The organism is Streptomyces iakyrus (assembly GCF_000717055.1).
Classification (GTDB): Bacteria; Actinomycetota; Actinomycetes; order Streptomycetales; family Streptomycetaceae; genus Streptomyces; species Streptomyces iakyrus.
Genome location: NZ_JNXI01000001.1, coordinates 178819 through 194715 on the forward strand (window position 1 = coordinate 178819; position 15897 = coordinate 194715).

16 protein-coding genes are annotated in these 15897 nt (G+C 69.0%); 6 read left to right on the top strand and 10 right to left on the bottom strand.

Annotated elements, in window-relative coordinates; translation table 11 throughout:
• Positions 1-12 precede the first annotated feature (12 nt).
• The 6 genes from OO68_RS00790 to OO68_RS00815 form a co-directional block, all read right to left on the bottom strand.
• Positions 13-750, bottom strand: coding sequence for a TerD family protein (locus OO68_RS00790; RefSeq protein WP_033306114.1), 738 nt, complete (start codon positions 748-750; stop codon positions 13-15).
• A 128-nt stretch (positions 751-878) separates the two neighbouring features.
• Positions 879-2024, bottom strand: coding sequence for a DUF475 domain-containing protein (locus OO68_RS00795; RefSeq protein WP_033306115.1), 1146 nt, complete (start codon positions 2022-2024; stop codon positions 879-881).
• Positions 2025-2149: 125 nt separating this feature from the next.
• Positions 2150-2725: a TerD family protein gene (locus OO68_RS00800; protein WP_033306116.1), complete on the bottom strand. Its 576-nt coding sequence runs from the start codon at positions 2723-2725 to the stop codon at positions 2150-2152.
• A 139-nt stretch (positions 2726-2864) separates the two neighbouring features.
• Complete coding sequence (locus OO68_RS00805; RefSeq protein WP_031131329.1) at positions 2865-3440, bottom strand: TerD family protein; 576 nt, start codon at positions 3438-3440, stop codon at positions 2865-2867.
• A gap of 146 nt (positions 3441-3586) precedes the next feature.
• Entirely contained in the window at positions 3587-4045 is a 459-nt protein-coding gene (locus tag OO68_RS00810) for a peroxiredoxin (RefSeq protein WP_033306117.1), read from the bottom strand.
• Positions 4046-4148: 103 nt separating this feature from the next.
• Positions 4149-4586, bottom strand: a complete 438-nt coding sequence (locus OO68_RS00815) for a DUF3052 domain-containing protein (protein ID WP_031104104.1) — start codon at positions 4584-4586, stop codon at positions 4149-4151.
• A gap of 418 nt (positions 4587-5004) precedes the next feature.
• Between OO68_RS00815 and aceE the strand changes: the two genes are divergently transcribed.
• Both aceE and OO68_RS00825 read left to right on the top strand, forming a co-directional pair.
• The gene (aceE, locus tag OO68_RS00820) at positions 5005-7752 is read left to right on the top strand and encodes a pyruvate dehydrogenase (acetyl-transferring), homodimeric type (protein ID WP_033306118.1); all 2748 of its coding nucleotides are present in this window, start codon (positions 5005-5007) and stop codon (positions 7750-7752) included.
• 71 nt (positions 7753-7823) lie between these two features.
• Positions 7824-8570 (top strand): potassium channel family protein, encoded by a 747-nt coding sequence (locus tag OO68_RS00825; protein ID WP_245236870.1) that lies wholly within the window; start codon positions 7824-7826, stop codon positions 8568-8570.
• A 62-nt stretch (positions 8571-8632) separates the two neighbouring features.
• Here the strand turns inward: OO68_RS00825 and OO68_RS00830 are convergent, their stop codons facing one another.
• Together OO68_RS00830 and OO68_RS00835 are read right to left on the bottom strand one after the other, a co-directional pair.
• Positions 8633-8941 carry a hypothetical protein gene (locus OO68_RS00830; protein ID WP_033306119.1) on the bottom strand — a complete coding sequence of 103 codons (309 nt, stop codon included), beginning with the start codon at positions 8939-8941 and terminating at the stop codon, positions 8633-8635.
• A 236-nt stretch (positions 8942-9177) separates the two neighbouring features.
• Complete coding sequence (locus OO68_RS00835; protein ID WP_033306120.1) at positions 9178-10803, bottom strand: MFS transporter; 1626 nt, start codon at positions 10801-10803, stop codon at positions 9178-9180.
• A gap of 115 nt (positions 10804-10918) precedes the next feature.
• Between OO68_RS00835 and OO68_RS00840 the strand changes: the two genes are divergently transcribed.
• From OO68_RS00840 to OO68_RS00850, 3 genes are all read left to right on the top strand, one after another.
• Entirely contained in the window at positions 10919-11551 is a 633-nt protein-coding gene (locus OO68_RS00840) for a TetR family transcriptional regulator (RefSeq protein WP_033306121.1), read from the top strand.
• Between the two features lie 73 nt (positions 11552-11624).
• Positions 11625-12833: an alpha/beta hydrolase family protein gene (locus tag OO68_RS00845; protein WP_033306122.1), complete on the top strand. Its 1209-nt coding sequence runs from the start codon at positions 11625-11627 to the stop codon at positions 12831-12833.
• Positions 12834-12899: 66 nt separating this feature from the next.
• Positions 12900-13751 carry a DUF4429 domain-containing protein gene (locus tag OO68_RS00850; RefSeq protein ID WP_033306430.1) on the top strand — a complete coding sequence of 284 codons (852 nt, stop codon included), beginning with the start codon at positions 12900-12902 and terminating at the stop codon, positions 13749-13751.
• An 84-nt stretch (positions 13752-13835) separates the two neighbouring features.
• Here OO68_RS00850 and OO68_RS00855 read toward each other — a convergent pair whose 3' ends face one another.
• Complete coding sequence (locus OO68_RS00855; protein ID WP_033306123.1) at positions 13836-14852, bottom strand: aldo/keto reductase; 1017 nt, start codon at positions 14850-14852, stop codon at positions 13836-13838.
• Entirely contained in the window at positions 14849-15316 is a 468-nt protein-coding gene (locus tag OO68_RS00860) for a MerR family transcriptional regulator (RefSeq protein ID WP_033306124.1), read from the bottom strand. Before OO68_RS00860 ends, OO68_RS00855 begins: the two co-directional genes overlap by 4 nt.
• 98 nt (positions 15317-15414) lie before the next feature.
• Here OO68_RS00860 and OO68_RS00865 point away from each other — a divergent pair, with 98 nt between their 5' ends.
• Entirely contained in the window at positions 15415-15885 is a 471-nt protein-coding gene (locus OO68_RS00865; RefSeq protein WP_033306125.1) for a GNAT family N-acetyltransferase, read from the top strand.
• Positions 15886-15897: the final 12 nt, after the last annotated feature.

A 15897-nucleotide genomic window follows, 5' to 3' on the forward strand; every position in this document is an offset into this window, starting at 1 on the left:
ACGGCTGCGCTGTCAGCGGTCGACCTTGGTCTTGTAGCCCCGCCCCCACTGCAGTCCCCACCCGTAGAGCCGGTCGAGCTCGGCCTGGAAGCCGTAGACGAACTTCGCCTCGCGGCGGACGACGATCTCGTTCTTCACCTTCTCGATCATGACGACGGCGCAGGAGCGGGCCTGCGGCTGGCGTTCGTCGAGGTGGATCTCGATGCGGGGGCCGTTGCTCGGGTAGAGGGTGACGATGGCGTGGGCGCGGTCGAAGGCGGGCGTCTGGTCGTAGATGTAGACGAACACCAGCAGCCGCTTGATGCTGTCGCGGTGGTCGAGGTTGATGTACATCGTCTCGCCGGACGCGGAGCCGAAGCGGTCGTCGCCGCTGAGCTTGACGTACGGCGCGGCGTTGGTGTCCCCGAAGTAGCCGCCGAGGGGCTGGACGACGCCCTTGCTGCCGTCCTGGAGTTCGTAGAGGCAGCCGAGGTCGAGGTCGACGTTGACCATGCTCTGGCTGTGGCCGACGACCTCGGGGGGTTTGAGGGCCCGGAAGGGATGGCGCAGCAGGCTCTCGCGCTGGGAGCCGCCGAAGTCGGAGGTGCGCATCCGCCAGCTGAGGTTGACGCGCAGATGACCGGTGGCCGCGCCCTGTTTGGTCAGTGATATCTGCGCGCGCCGCTTGGTCAGCTCGATCGCGTTGGTCGACGCGTCGCCCGAGTCGAACTGCGCCTCGCGCCCACGCCGTAGTCCGTCGAACAGGCCCATTCCGCCCCCACGTTCACTCGGAGACCGCAGGTCATCACCGTACCCACGGCCCATGACGACCGACGGGGCGGCCACCGAGGAGTCCTCGGTGGCCGCCCCGCACAGAGCGTTCCTCACCCGGAGGGGTGTCACACCCCGGACGAGACCTCAGTCTTCGAGTCCGAGCCGGCGTCCCCCTCGGCCGCCGCGAGCCGCCTGTTGCGGCGGACGGAGGACCAGAAGGAGGCACCGATCAGGATGACGCCGATGGAGCCGGTGATGAACTCGTTGATCTCGTACTGGATGGTGACGAGGAGAACCATGGCGAGCGCGCCGATGGCGTAGTGCGCGCCGTGCTCCAGGTAGACGTAGTCGTCGAGGGTGCCCTCACGGACCAGGTAGACGGTCAGCGACCGGACGTACATGGCACCGATGCCGAGGCCGAGGGCCATCAGGACGATGTCGTTGGTGATGGCGAAGGCGCCGATCACGCCGTCGAAGGAGAACGACGCGTCCAGGACCTCCAGGTAGAGGAACATGAAGAACGCGGCCTTGCCGGCCAGCTTGACCGCGGACTTGGGCTTGCCCTCGCGCGCGGCCTTCTCCTCGGCCTCGTGCTCGCGCTCCTCCTCCTCTTCGAGCTTGTCCTCGAAGTAGCCGGAGAGGCCGCCGACGATCATGTACGTGATCAGACCGGCGATACCGGAGAGCAGGACGGTCTCCGCCTTGTCGGCGTGGGTGCCGCCGTGCTGGTGGGCGTTGGCGCCGAAGGTGATCGAGGAGATCAGCAGGACGATCAGGGCGATGCAGACCGACAGCATGTCGACCTTGCCGAGCTTGGCCAGCGGGCGCTCCAGCCAGCCGAGCCACTTGATGTCCCGGTCCTCGAAGATGAAGTCCAGGAAGATCATCAGCAGGAACATGCCACCGAAGGCGGCGATCGACGGGTGGGCGTCGGTGACGTACTGCTGGTACTGGTCCTTGTCCGTCAGCGCGAGGTCGACGGCCTCGATCGGGCCCAGCTGGGCGCTGAGCGCGACGATCACGACGGGGAAGACCAGACGCATGCCGAAGACGGCGATCAAGATGCCGATGGTGAGGAAGATCTTCTGCCAGAAGGCATTCATCTTCTTCAGGATTCCGGCGTTGACCACCGCGTTGTCGAAGGACAGCGAGATCTCGAGGACGGACAGGATCGCTACGACGCCGAACGCGGTCCACCCTCCGTAGAGAACCGCTGCGACCAGGCCGAGCGCGGTGACCGCGAACGACCACCCGAAGGTTTTCAGAACCACTGGCTACCCAATCGTGTGTGTACGGGGCTCCCCCGCGCCGTACCCGGCTTTACGAAACTTTGAAGCCGAAGTCTAGTCGTCCCCCCTCAGCACCCCAGTGGGCCCCGGTTTTTGCTCATAACGCGTTATGAGACGTTGACCCCGAAGTCCAGTGCGATGCCCCGCAGCCCCGACGCGTACCCCTGCCCCACGGCCCTGAACTTCCATTCGCCCTGATAGCGATAGAGCTCGCCGAAGATCATCGCGGTTTCCGTGGAGGCGTCCTCGCTGAGGTCGTAGCGGGCGAGCTCCTGGCCGTCGGCCTGGTTGACGACGCGGATGAAGGCGTTGCTGACCTGGCCGAAGGTCTGGCCGCGCTCGTCGGCCATGTGGATCGAGACGGGGAACACGATCTTGTCGCAGTGCGGCGGCACCTTGGGCAGGTCGATCAGGAGCGACTCATCGTCGCCGTCGCCCTCGCCGGTGAGGTTGTCGCCGGTGTGCTCGACCGAGCCGTCCGGGCTCTTGAGCTGGTTGTAGAAGACGAACCACTCGTCCCCGAGCACGCGCCCGCTGCTGCACATCAGAGCGCTGGCGTCGAGGTCGAAGGGCGCTCCGGTGGTGGAGCGCGCGTCCCAGCCGAGCCCGACCAGCACCTGAGTGAGGTTCGGCGCGGCCTTGGACAGGGAGACATTGCCCCCCTTGGCGAGCGTGACGCCCATGATGCTGTCCCTCCCCTTGGGGCCACAGGCCCGGTGGTGTCACTGAGGTGGTCCTGCACGTCCGGCGCCGCACGTAAACCGTGCGGCGCCGGACAAGAAGACCTCCGGGCCCTGTCGCCAGGGCCCGTGCGGTGCTGGTTCAGACGTTCACGCCGAAGTCCTGCGCGATGCCGCGCAGGCCCGAGGCGTAGCCCTGGCCGATGGCGCGGAACTTCCACTCCGCGCCGTGCCGGTAGAGCTCACCGAAGACCATGGCGGTCTCGGTGGAGGCGTCCTCGCTCAGGTCGTACCGGGCGATCTCGGCGCCGCCCGCCTGGTTCACGACGCGGATGAACGCGTTGCGCACCTGGCCGAAGGACTGCTGGCGGGTCTCGGCGTCGTAGATCGAGACCGGGAAGACGATCTTTTCCACGTCGGCCGGGACGGTGGCGAGGTTGACCTTGATCTGCTCGTCGTCGCCCTCGCCCTCACCGGTGAGGTTGTCACCGGTGTGCTCCACGGAGCCGTCCGGGGTCTTGAGGTTGTTGAAGAAGATGAAGTGCTGGTCGTTGCCGACCTTGCCGGAGTTGTTCAGCAGCAGCGCGCTGGCGTCCAGGTCGAAGTCCGTGCCGGTCGTGGTGCGGACGTCCCACCCCAGACCGATGATGACCGCGGTCAGGCCCGGCGCCTCCTTGGTCAGCGATACGTTGCCGCCCTTGCTGAGGCTGACTCCCACGAGTCCTCCATTGGTGTCCAGGGGCGGGATGCCCCGTTGTGCTCGGATGTCGGATCAACGAGTCGATCCTAGTGACGGGTTCCCGCCCCACCCAGGCCCTGAAGCGTGGAATTCAGCGGGTGTCGGGCGCATGCCGCCCGACCGGGTCACAGGGAGTCGAGCGCCTTCACGTAGTCGTTCAGGTCGCGCGCGTCCGGCAGGCCGTTGACGACGGTCCACCGCACGACGCCCTCCTTGTCGATGACGAAGGTGCCGCGCACGGCGCAGCCCTTGTCCTCGTCGAAGACGCCGTAGGCCCGTGAGACGTTGCCGTGCGGCCAGAAATCGGACAGCAGCGGGTACTCCAGGCCCTCCTGCTCGGCGAAGACGCGCAGGGTGTGGATGGAGTCGTTGGAGACGGCGAGCAGCTCGGTGTCGCGGTCGGAGAACTGCGGCAGGTTGTCGCGCAGCTCGCACAGCTCGCCGGTGCACACCCCGGTGAAGGCGAAGGGGTAGAAGAGCAGCACCACGTTCTTGCGGCCCCGGAAGCCGGACAGCCGCACGGTCGCGCCGTGGTTGTCCTTGAGCTCGAAGTCGGGGGCCTTGTCGCCGACCTGGATCGCCATCGCGTGGGTGTCCCTTCTCGGTCTTCTCGGGTGGGACCACCCTACGCAGGCACCGGCACAGGCCGATGGGCGGGCCGACGACGCCGGCCCGCCCGCCGTACGACTACCGCTTGGACTTGGCGGCCTTGGGCGTGGCCAGCCGGCTGCCGCTCCAGTCCTTGCCGACGCTGACGCTCTTGGAGGCCGTCAGACCCGCCGTGGTGGCGGCTTCCGAGATGTCGCTCGGCTCCACGTACCCCGAACGGCCGGTCTTCGGCGTCAGGAGCAGAATCGCGCCGCCCTCTTCGATGTACGTGGTGGCATCGACCAGCGAGTCCGTCAGGTCGCCGTCGTCGTCACGGAACCACAGCACAACGGCATCGGCCACGTCGTCGTAGTCCTCGTCCACCAGGTCGGCCTCGATGATGCCCTCGATGGCCTTGCGGAGCTCCTGGTCCACGTCGTCGTCGTAGCCGATCTCCTGGACCACCTGCCCGGGCTGGAACCCCAGCCTGGCGGCAGGGTTCGTCCGCTCCTCCGCGTGGTCCGCGGTCGCGCTCACGGGTTGCCTCCTGATCATGTCTTGGGAATAACTCAGCCACGCGCGTGCGCGAAGCATTGGCCGTAGTCCACACGGGCGGGACGGATCGCGCAAGTACCCGGCCGTTCAGACCGCCGAAACGGTGACGATCCTGGCCGTGTCACCGCAACTCCAGGCACACCATCATGGCCCCAGGTGACGCACACCACACCTTTCTGCCCCGTTTGGGCGTTTGGGAATCGTCTGTGGGTACGAGACTCGAAGGTATTCGCCCCATACGTCACGGAGTCGATCTCACGTCTGGGTTACCGCTCGGTAGAGATGACGTTTCCCGGCCCCGAGGTGGACCATGGACAGCGGCGCGCCCCCCAGCGACGACGCCCCGGCGACGACAGCGAAACAGCGGCCCTCGCAGGCCCTCTGACAGTTAAGGAACAGCGTGGCTTCCGCATCCGATCGCAACCCGATCATCATTGGCGGCCTTCCGAGTCAGGTTCCTGACTTCGATCCCGAAGAGACGCAGGAGTGGCTCGACTCCCTCGACGCCGCCGTCGACGAGCGCGGCCGCGAGCGGGCCCGCTACCTGATGCTGCGGCTGATCGAGCGGGCCCGTGAGAAGCGCGTGGCCGTGCCGGAGATGCGCAGTACGGACTACGTCAACACCATCCCCACCAAGAGCGAGCCGTTCTTCCCGGGCAACGAGGACATCGAGCGCAAGGTCCTCAACGCCACCCGCTGGAACGCCGCGGTGATGGTGTCCCGGGCCCAGCGCCCGGGCATCGGCGTCGGCGGCCACATCGCCACGTTCGCGTCCTCCGCCTCCCTCTACGACGTCGGCTTCAACCACTTCTTCCGCGGCAAGGACGACGGCCTGGGCGGTGACCAGGTCTTCTTCCAGGGGCACGCCTCGCCGGGCATCTACGCCCGCGCGTTCCTGCTGGACCGGCTCAGCGAGCAGCACCTGGACGGATTCCGCCAGGAGAAGTCGAAGGCGCCGTACGCGCTGTCGTCGTACCCGCACCCGCGGTCGATGCCGGACTTCTGGGAGTTCCCGACGGTGTCGATGGGCCTCGGCCCGATCGGCGCGATCTACCAGGCGCGCATGAACCGCTACATGGAGGCGCGCGGGATCGCCGACACCTCCAAGTCGCAGGTCTGGGCGTTCCTCGGCGACGGCGAGATGGACGAGCCGGAGTCGCTGGGGCAGCTGTCCATCGCCGCCCGCGAGGGCCTGGACAACCTCACCTTCGTCGTCAACTGCAACCTTCAGCGCCTGGACGGCCCGGTGCGCGGCAACGGCAAGATCATCCAGGAGCTGGAGTCGATCTTCCGCGGGGCCGGCTGGAACGTGATCAAGCTGGTCTGGGACCGCAGCTGGGACCCGCTGCTCGCCCAGGACCGCGACGGCGTGCTGGTCAACAAGATGAACACCACGCCGGACGGGCAGTTCCAGACGTACGCCACGGAGACCGGCGCGTACATCCGCGACCACTTCTTCGGTGACGACCACCGGCTGCGGGCGATGGTCGAGGGCATGACCGACGACCAGATCCTGCACCTGGGCCGCGGCGGTCACGACCACAAGAAGATCTTCGCGGCGTACAAGGCGGCCGTGGAGCACAAGGGCCAGCCGACGGTGATCCTCGCCAAGACGATCAAGGGCTGGACGCTCGGCCCGAACTTCGAGGGCCGCAACGCCACGCACCAGATGAAGAAGCTGACGGTCGACGACCTGAAGCGCTTCCGCGACCGTCTGCACCTGCCGATCCCGGACAAGGAGCTGGAGTCCGGCGTACCGCCGTACTACCACCCGGGCCGGGACTCGGAGGAGATCCAGTACATGCACGACCGCCGCAAGTCTCTCGGCGGTTACGTCCCGACGCGTGTGGTGCGCTCCAAGCCGCTGCCGCTGCCCGAGGACAAGACGTACGCGACCGTGAAGAAGGGCTCGGGCCAGCAGTCCATCGCGACGACGATGGCCTTCGTCCGGCTCCTGAAGGATCTCATGCGGGACAAGGAGATCGGCAAGCGGTTCGTGCTGATCGCACCCGACGAGTACCGCACCTTCGGTATGGACTCGTTCTTCCCGAGTGCGAAGATCTACAACCCGCTCGGCCAGCAGTACGAGTCGGTCGACCGCGACCTGCTGCTCGCCTACAAGGAGGCGCCGAACGGCCAGATGCTGCACGACGGCATCTCCGAGGCGGGCTGTACGGCGTCCCTGATCGCCGCCGGCTCGGCCTACGCGACCCACGGCGAGCCGCTCATCCCGGTCTACGTCTTCTACTCGATGTTCGGTTTCCAGCGCACCGGCGACCAGTTCTGGCAGATGGCCGACCAGCTGGCGCGCGGTTTCGTCCTGGGCGCGACCGCGGGCCGTACGACGCTGACCGGTGAAGGCCTCCAGCACGCGGACGGCCACTCCCAGCTGCTGGCCTCGACGAACCCGGGCTGCGTCGCCTACGACCCGGCGTTCGGCTTCGAGATCGCCCACATCGTGAAGGACGGCCTGCGCCGGATGTACGGCGGCTCCGAGGAGCACCCGCACGGCGAGGACGTCTTCTACTACCTGACCGTCTACAACGAGCCCATCCAGCACCCGGCCGAGCCGGACAACGTGGACGTCGACGGCATCCTCAAGGGCCTCTACCGGTTCAGCGAGGGCACGGCGGGCTCGATCCCGGCGCAGATCCTGGCGTCCGGTGTCGCGCTCCCCTGGGCGATCGAGGCGCAGAAGATCCTGGCCGAGGACTGGAACGTCAAGGCGGACGTCTGGTCGGCGACCTCCTGGAACGAGCTGCGGCGCGAGGCCGTGGCGTGCGAGGAGCACAACCTGCTGCACCCCGAGGAGGAGCAGCGGGTGCCGTACGTGACGCGCAAGCTCGCAGGCGCGGAGGGGCCGGTCGTGGCCGTGTCCGACTGGATGCGGGCGGTTCCGGACCAGATCGCGCGCTGGGTGCCGCAGACGTACCAGTCGCTCGGCGCCGACGGCTTCGGCTTCGCGGACACGCGCGGTGCCGCCCGGCGGTTCTTCCACATCGACGCGCAGTCGGTCGTGGTGGGCGTGCTGACCGAGCTGGCCCGTGAGGGCAAGGTCGACCGGTCCGTGCTCAAGCAGGCCATCGACCGGTACCAGCTGCTCGACGTGTCGGCCGCCGACCCGGGAGCGGCGGGCGGCGACGCGTAGGACGCCGAGGGCGGTTTCCGCGGGGCGGCACCCGAGAGGTGCCGCCCCGCGCGTTTCCTACCATGCTTCCCATGACGCTCCCGATGACCGCCTCGACCACGCTGGCCCGTTGGGAGCGGCGCACCCAGGGCCCGCTGCTGGCGCTCGCCGTGCTGTTCGCGATCGCCTACGCCATACCGATCGTGGCCCCGAGGGCTCCGCAGGACCTGCTCACCGCGTGCCACGTCACCAACTGGGCGGTGTGGGCCGCTTTCGCCGCCGACTACCTGGTCCGCCTGTGGCTGGCCGAGGACCGGTTGCGGTTCGTGCGCGGCAATCCGCTGGCGCTGCTGGCCGTGGTGCTGCCGCTGGCCCAGCCGCTGCGGCTGCTGAAGCTGGTGTCGATGCTGTTCCTCGCCGGGCAACGGGCGCGGATGGCCTCGCAGGTCCGGGTCACCACGTACGTCGCGGGATCGTGCCTGGGGCTGCTCGTCTTCGGTGCGCTGGCCGTGCTGGAGGTGGAACGGGACGAGCCCGGTGCCTCCATCCACACCCTCGGGGACGCGGTCTGGTGGGCGTTCACCACGATGACCACCGTGGGGTACGGGGACATGGCACCGACCACCGGCCTGGGGCGGATGCTCGCGGTCGGTCTGATGCTGTCCGGGATCGCGCTGCTCGGTGTGGTCACGGCGAACATCGCCGCCTGGTTCATCGCACGGTTCGAGAAGGACGACGTCGAGGAGCGGCGGCAGACCGAGGCGATCCGGGAGCTGACCGAGGAGGTGCGGGCGCTGCGCGGGGAGTTGGCGGCGCTCAAGGGGACGCCGGCCGAGTAGCGCCGGGCACGAAGGTGGACCCCCGGTGTATCGCCGGAGGCCCTTCCCTCGCCGCACTCGGGTCAGAGCATGCCCATGCCCGGTGTGGCCGCTCCGGACAGCCAGACGATGGCCAGGAGCGTGTCGATGGCGCCCAGGACCAGGGCGACCACGGCCGCGGTGGGGCGTGCGCCCGACCATGAGCGGCCCATGGCGAGCCAGCCGCAGACCACCGCGGCGGGACCGAGAATGATCCCCAGCACGAAGAAGCCTGCAACGGCGCAGATGACTCCGATGAGTCCGAGCGTCGCGCGATCCGTCCCGGTCCGTGACCACGTCCGGCCACGTGAGCGGGGGTGCCTGCGCGTACCGTGTCCGAAGCTCGCCATCATCAACTCCCGTAAACCCTCGATCGGTTGGGGTTCGATTCGGGTACGACATGGCGAGTACCCCGTCGGCACGCTTCAATTCCCGCTGCCTGCGCGCTGCCCCCCTCCGGCAGCGCGCCGCAGCGTCCACCCTCCATGCCCTGCGGAGGACTTGACCCACTGTGACCTGCGGCGCGTGCCGGAGGGGAGAGTTCGGCGGTGGTGTTCACCCGGATAGGTGAACAAGCCGCCGTCGAGCGTCAGATGTGCGCCGCGCCGGCACCGGCCTCCGCGTTCTCGCCGCGCTTGGTGAGGAACGCGACCAGTACCGCCACCACGGCGACCCCGGCCGCGACGAGCGAGGCCGCGCTCATGCCGGAGATGAACGTGTCGTGCGCGACGCCCGTGATCTTCGCGGCGATCGCGTCCGGCGTGCCCGGCGCCACCGGTGGCACTCCGACCTGGACGGCCTCGGAGGCCTGGTGCTCCTGCTCCGGCGTGAGCGGCGGGAGGCCCGCCTTCTCCCAGTTGCCGGCGAGGTCGCTGTTGACCTTGGAGGCCATGACGGCACCCAGCACGGCCGTACCGAGGCTGCCGCCGATCTGCATGGCGGCCTGCTGGAGGCCGCCCGCGACGCCCGAGAGCTCCATCGGGGCATTGCCGACGATGACTTCGGTGGCGCCGACCATGACCGGCGCAAGGCCGAGGCCCAGCAGGGCGAACCAGAGCGACATGACGCCGCTGCCGGTGTCCGTCCCCAGGGTCGACATCCCGTACATGGCGATCGCGGTGAGCGCCATGCCGCCCGCGAGCGGGACACGGGGGCCGAACTTGGTGATCATCGCGCCGGCGAGCGGCGAGCCGACGATCATCATGCCGGTGAGCGGCAGCAGGTGCAGACCGGCGTCGATCGGGCTCATGCCGTGCACGTTCTGGAGGTAGAACGTCACGAAGAACAGGCCGCCCATGAAGGCGATGGCCATCAGCACCATCAGCACGACACCCGCGGACAGCGCCACGGAACGGAACAGCGCGAGCGGGATCAGCGGCTCCTTCACCTTCGTCTCCCAGAAGGCGAAGAGCGCGAAGCAGAGCACGGAGGCGCCGAGGAACCCGAGGGTCTTGACGTCGCCCCAGCCCCACTCGGACGGCGGGGCCTTGATGAGCGCCCACACCAGGCAGAACACCGCGGTCGACAGCAGGGCGATGCCCAGGAGGTCGAAGGAGCGCGGGGCGTTCTCGGCGCGGTGGTCGAGCAGGATCAGCACGCCGAGGACGACGGCGAGGACGCCGACCGGCACGTTGATGAAGAACACCGACTGCCAGTTGACGTGCTCGACGAGCACGCCGCCGAGAATCGGGCCGCCCGCGGTGGACGCGCCGATGACCATGCCCCAGATGCCGATGGCCATGTTCAGCTTCTCGGCCGGGAAGGTGGCCCGCAGCAGGCCGAGCGCGGCCGGCATCAGCAGCGCGCCGAACAGGCCCTGCAGGACGCGGAAGACGACGACGAACGCGATGCTGTCCGACAGGCCGATGGCGCCCGAGGCGGCGGCGAAGCCGACGACGCCGATCAGGAAGGTCTGCCGGTGGCCGAAGCGGTCGCCGAGCTTGCCCGCGGTGATCAGGGAGACGGCGAGGGCGAGGAAGTACCCGTTGGTGATCCACTGGACCTCGGCGAAGGTGGCGCCGAGGTCCTTCTGGATCGCCGGGTTGGCTATGGCCACGATGGTGCCGTCGAGGGCCACCATCATGACCCCCACAGCGACGGTGATGAGGGTGAGCCAGGGGTGCCCTCGCAGCCCCTTGCCCGGCGTCGCGTCCGACGGCGTCGCCGGTACCTTGCCCCCCGGTCCCGTCGTGTCGATGGTGGTCTGACTAGTCATCCTTCGAGGCTAATGACAGCCACTGACAATTGACAAACGGATTCACTAGTCGGTAACTGACACGACATCCCCCTATAGCCTGAACTGGGCAAACACTTCGGACGAGAGGCCGGCCTTGAACCTGCGCGAACGCAAGAAGCGGCGCACCCGGGACGCACTGCTGCGGGCCGCGCTGGAACTCTTCGCCACGCGCGGGTACGAGGAGACGACCGTCGACGACATCGCCGCCGCCGTGGACGTCTCGCAGCGCACCTTCTTCCGCTACTTCGCCGGCAAGGAGGAGACGGCGTTCTTCGTGCCGCGCCTCGCGGAGACGCTCGTCGTCGAGGCCCTGCGCACCCGGCCGCCGGACGAGGTGCCGCTGGAGGCGCTGCGCCGGGCCGTGCTGGAGAGCTGGGACGCGATCAACGAGGCCGTGGTGGAACTCGTGCCGATCGAGCTCCACCTGCGCGTCTACCGGGTGATCGAGTCGACGCCCGCGCTGCTCGCCGCCCATCTGCGGCGGTCCGCGGAGCTGGAGGAGCAGCTCGCGGGCATCATCGCCGAGCGCGAGGGGCTCGACGTGGACGCGGACCCCCGGCCGCGGATCGTCGTCGCCCTCTTCGGCGGGGTGATTCGCGTCACCGAGCGCCTGTGGTCCACCGGCGGCGACCTCACCCTGGACGGCATGCGCGAACTCACCACGACATACCTGGATCAGGTGGGTCCCGCACTGGCCGGGAACTGGCGTGCGGAGCAGTCCCCTTAGGACATACACCGAAACGTGATCCCGGTCACTTGGTTAACGCGAGACCCTCTCGTTCTCCTAGTGTGTCCTTTCAGTGACTTCCTTCGACACCTCCCCGCAACTGAACGTCTGGCGCGCACTGCTCGCCCTGGCCGTCGTCTTCGTGATGCTGGCGACCACCGGCTGGACGGCCCTGCGCAACCAGCGGGGCCCCACACCGCTCCAAGCCTCGCTTTCCGCCTGGGAGCACGGCCGGATCGGCGGGCACCGGCTGCCGGACCCGCAGTCCGAGCCGACGAGGCTGGCCCGCTTCTTCGCGTCGCTCACCGAGCAGGACCGTACGACCCTGGTCCGCAAGTACTCGCTCGCGGTGGGCAACATGAACGGCGCGCCGGTCGAGCTGCGCTACCGCGCCAACCATCTCGCGCTCGCGAAGGCGCGCAAGGTCGAGCGGGAACGCATGCACGACAAGCGCCTCACCCGGGCCGGACAGCACGAGGCCGGGCGCAGGATGCACCGCTTCGAGGACCTCATGGAGAAGGGCCGGCACATCCTGGCCTTCGACCCGGAGGGCTCGGGGCGGGTGGCGGAGGTCTTCGGCGACCTGCGCGGGGCGGAGCGGGTCTCGGTCGTCGTCCCCGGTGTCGACACCGACCTGCTCACCTTCCAGCGCACGCACCGCAAGTACGCGGCGCCCGTCGGCATGGCCAAGTCCCTGTACGCGGCCGAGCGGCAGGTGAGCCCCTCGACCCGGACGGCCGTCATCGCCTGGGCCGACTACACGGCGCCCAGCGGACTCGGCATCGACTCGGCCACGGCGATGCGCGCCGAGGAGGGTGCCGTACGGCTGAACGCGCTCGTGCGGGCCCTGCCGGGCAGGTCGCCGGTCTCGCTGTTCTGCCACAGCTACGGCTCCGTGGTGTGCGGCGTGGCCGCACACCAGCTGCCGGGCCGGGTGTCCGACATCGCGGTGGCCGGCAGCCCCGGCATGCGCGTCGAGAAGGCCGCCCAGCTGCACACCAGTGCCCGGGTGTGGGCGATGCGGGACTCCGACGACTGGATCCAGGACGTGCCCTACCTGGAGGTCGGCGGGCTGGGCCACGGAGCCGATCCGGTGTCCGCCGGGTTCGGCGCGCGGGTGCTGTCGGCGGCCGGCGCGAAGGGGCACGCGGGCTACTTCGAGCCCGGGACGGCAAGTCTGTTCAATTTCGCAGAGATCGGCGTTGGCGCATACCGCTCGGTGCACTGCGCGCACGAAGACGGCGTCTGCCGTACCGGTTTGTCCGGCGCGGCGGCGGCCTGACGCGCGTAGAGGCGAAGAAATTGCGGTCTGCTCGAGAGGGGGACGGAGGAGCTCGTGCCGCATACGATGAGCCGCATGGGTGACGTACTGGCCGGATTTCATGCCGCCTGGGAGTTCGAGTCCGACTCCGTGCTCATCCGCTACGAACGGGGGATTCGAACACCCAAGCTGTTCCAGGCTCTCGGGGAACGCCGTGTGCCCCTGGAGGCGATCGCCGGGGTGACACTGACCCGCGGGAAGCGCGGCACGGTCGTGCTGCGCGTCGAGCCGCGTCCCGGGGCGGACCCGTTGATGGAGGCGGCCGCCGGGCAGCTGAAGGAGAGCGGCGATCCCTACCGGCTGGTGCTGCCCGCCGAGCGGGAGGTGCTCGCCGAGTACTACGCCGACGAGCTGCGCCCGCTGCTGACCGAGTCCGGGCCGGCGGACCGGTTCCTCGTGAAGCCGCCCGAGGGGCCGTTGTCCTTCAAGGCGTACGACGGGAAGGCGACCTTCGACGGACGCACCGTGAACTTCCGCTGGTTCTGGACGGGGGCGTCGTCGGCGAAGTGGAAGGCCGGTGACCAGAGCTTCTCCGTCGGGGAGCTGAACGGGGTGGAGTGGCGGTCGCCGGAGGTCTTCGAGGGGCACTTGCGGCTTTTGCGCCGGGATGCGGAAGCGTCGGCGGCCCAGGCCGATCAGGATCCCGCGGCGGTGGTGTTCGGGCTGGGGTACGGGCCCGTGCACGAGTCGCTGCCGTTCGCTGCCGCGGTGTTGGCGGCAGTGCGGACGTCGAGTCCGGTGGCGGCGGTGCCCGCGCCGCGGCGGGATCCCGCCGACATCGCCGAGCGCATTCGTCACCTGGGTGAGTTGCATCAGGCCGGGTTGGTGACGGATGAGGAGTTTTCGGTCAAAAAGGCCGAGTTGCTCTCTGAGCTTTAGCGTCTGCGGGGTGCTGCGCGCCGGCGGGTGCGGGCCGTATGTGGCCGGTCGCGCAGTTCCCCGCGCCCCTGAAGGGGCGCTTCGCTACTCCCGGCCCGCTGACGTGAACGCCATGTCCGCGTAACGGTTGCCCGCCACCTGGGCCGCTATGCCGTCCAGCAGGTCCAGTTGCTCGTCGGTCAGGACGATGCCGGTCGCCGCCGTGTTCTCCTCCACCCGGGAGGGCTTGCGGGTGCCCGGGATCGGGATGACCGGGAGGCCGTGGACCGTCGCCTGCTGCTGGGCCCAGGCCAGGGCGATCTGACCGAGGGTCGCGTCATGGGCCTCGGCCACCGAGCGGATCAGCCCCAGCAGGGTCGCGTTCGCCGTGGCGTTGTCGCCCGTGAAGCGGGGCTGCCGGCGGCGGAAGTCACCGGCGCTGAGGTCCTGCTCGGCGTCGGTGAAAGAGCCGGTGAGGAAGCCCCGGCCGAGGGGTGAGTACGCCACGAGGGCCACGCCCAGGTCGCGGGCCGCGGGGACGACGTGCGTCTCGATGTCCCGGCTGAACAGCGACCACTCCGACTGCACGGCGGCGATGGGGTGGACGGCGTGCGCGGCCCGCAGTTCGTCCGCCGTGACCTCGCTCAGCCCGAGGTGCTTCACCTTGCCCTCGCGGACCAGGTCGGCCATCGTGCCGACGCTCTCCTCGATCGGCACGTTCACATCGCGCCGGTGCATGTAGTAGAGGTCGATGACGTCGACGTCCAGGCGCTTCAGGCTCGCCTCGACGGCCTGGCGGATGTAGGGCGGGTCGTTGCGGATGACCCGGCGGGTGGGATCGTCCGGGGGGATCGACAGGGCGAACTTGGTCGCGATGACGACCTCGTCACGGTGGGCCTTGAAGAACGGCGACAGGAACCGCTCGTTCTCGCCGGCCCCGTACGCGTCGGCCGTGTCGTAGAAGGTGACGCCCAGTTCGAGCGCCCGGTCCAGCGTGGCCCGGGACGTGTCGGCGTCCGAGGGGCCGTAGCCGAAGCTCATGCCCATGCAGCCGAGGCCCTGGACGCTCACCTCGGGTCCGTGGTCGCCGAGCTGCGCCGTCGTGATCCTGCCGTCCGTCATCGGGACCTCTCCGACGCCAGGGCGTGCCCGGCGTCCGCGTAGAAACTGATCTTCCGGTCGAGCACGGCGAGCGTGCCCCGGAGTTCGTCGATCCTGGCCAGGACGTCCTCGCGGGTCGTCTTCAGCAGCTGGAAGCGCTCGCCGTAGGTGTGGTCGCCCTCGCGCACCAGTTCCGCGTACCGGACCATGTCCGCGACGGGCATGCCCGTCAGGCGGAGCTTGCCGACGAGGTCGAGCCAGTCGAGGTCGCGGTTGGTGTAGCGGCGCTGGCCGGTGTGGGACCGGTCGATGTGCGGCATCAGGCCGATGCGCTCGTACCAGCGCAGGGTGTGTGCCGTCAGGCCGGTGAAGGCGACGACCTCGCTGATCGTGTAGTGGTCGTCGCCGTCCGGGCGCCGGTTCTGCTGCCGCGGCGGGCCTGCGCAGGTGTCGGTCCTGGTCCCCGTGGTCTCCATCACCGTCATGGCCCCAACGCTAGAACCTTGGAGTGCACTCCAAGCAAGCGCCGACGGTAAGAAATCGGCAGGACGTCTCTTGATCCGGATGGTTAGCGTACGGACTCATGAGTGTTGTACGTCGCGCCCTGCCCGCCGACGCCGCGGAAGTCCTGCGCCTGCGTCAGGTCATGATCGACGCGGTGTTCGCCTCCGATCCCTCCGTCGCCTGGCACGGGGAGTCCCTCCCCGCCCTCAGGGCCCGACTCGGCGAACCGGACGGGGACTTCGTGGCGTTCGTCGTCGACCACCCCGAGCGGCCGGGAGCGCTGGCCTCCCTGGTGGCCGGGACGATCGACTACCGCATCGGCAAGCCGGGGGACCCGCACGGCATGGTGGGCTTCGTGTTCAGCGTCGCCACCGACCCGGACGCGCGGCGCCGGGGCTACGCGCGGGCCTGTACGACCACGCTGCTGGACTGGTTCCGCGAGCGCGGTGCCCGGCGCGTGCAGCTCACCGCCTCGCCGGAGGCAGAGCCGCTGTACGTCTCCCTCGGGTTCCGGCCCAAGCCCGACCCCTTGCTGGAACTCACGCTCTGAGCGCATAGGCTC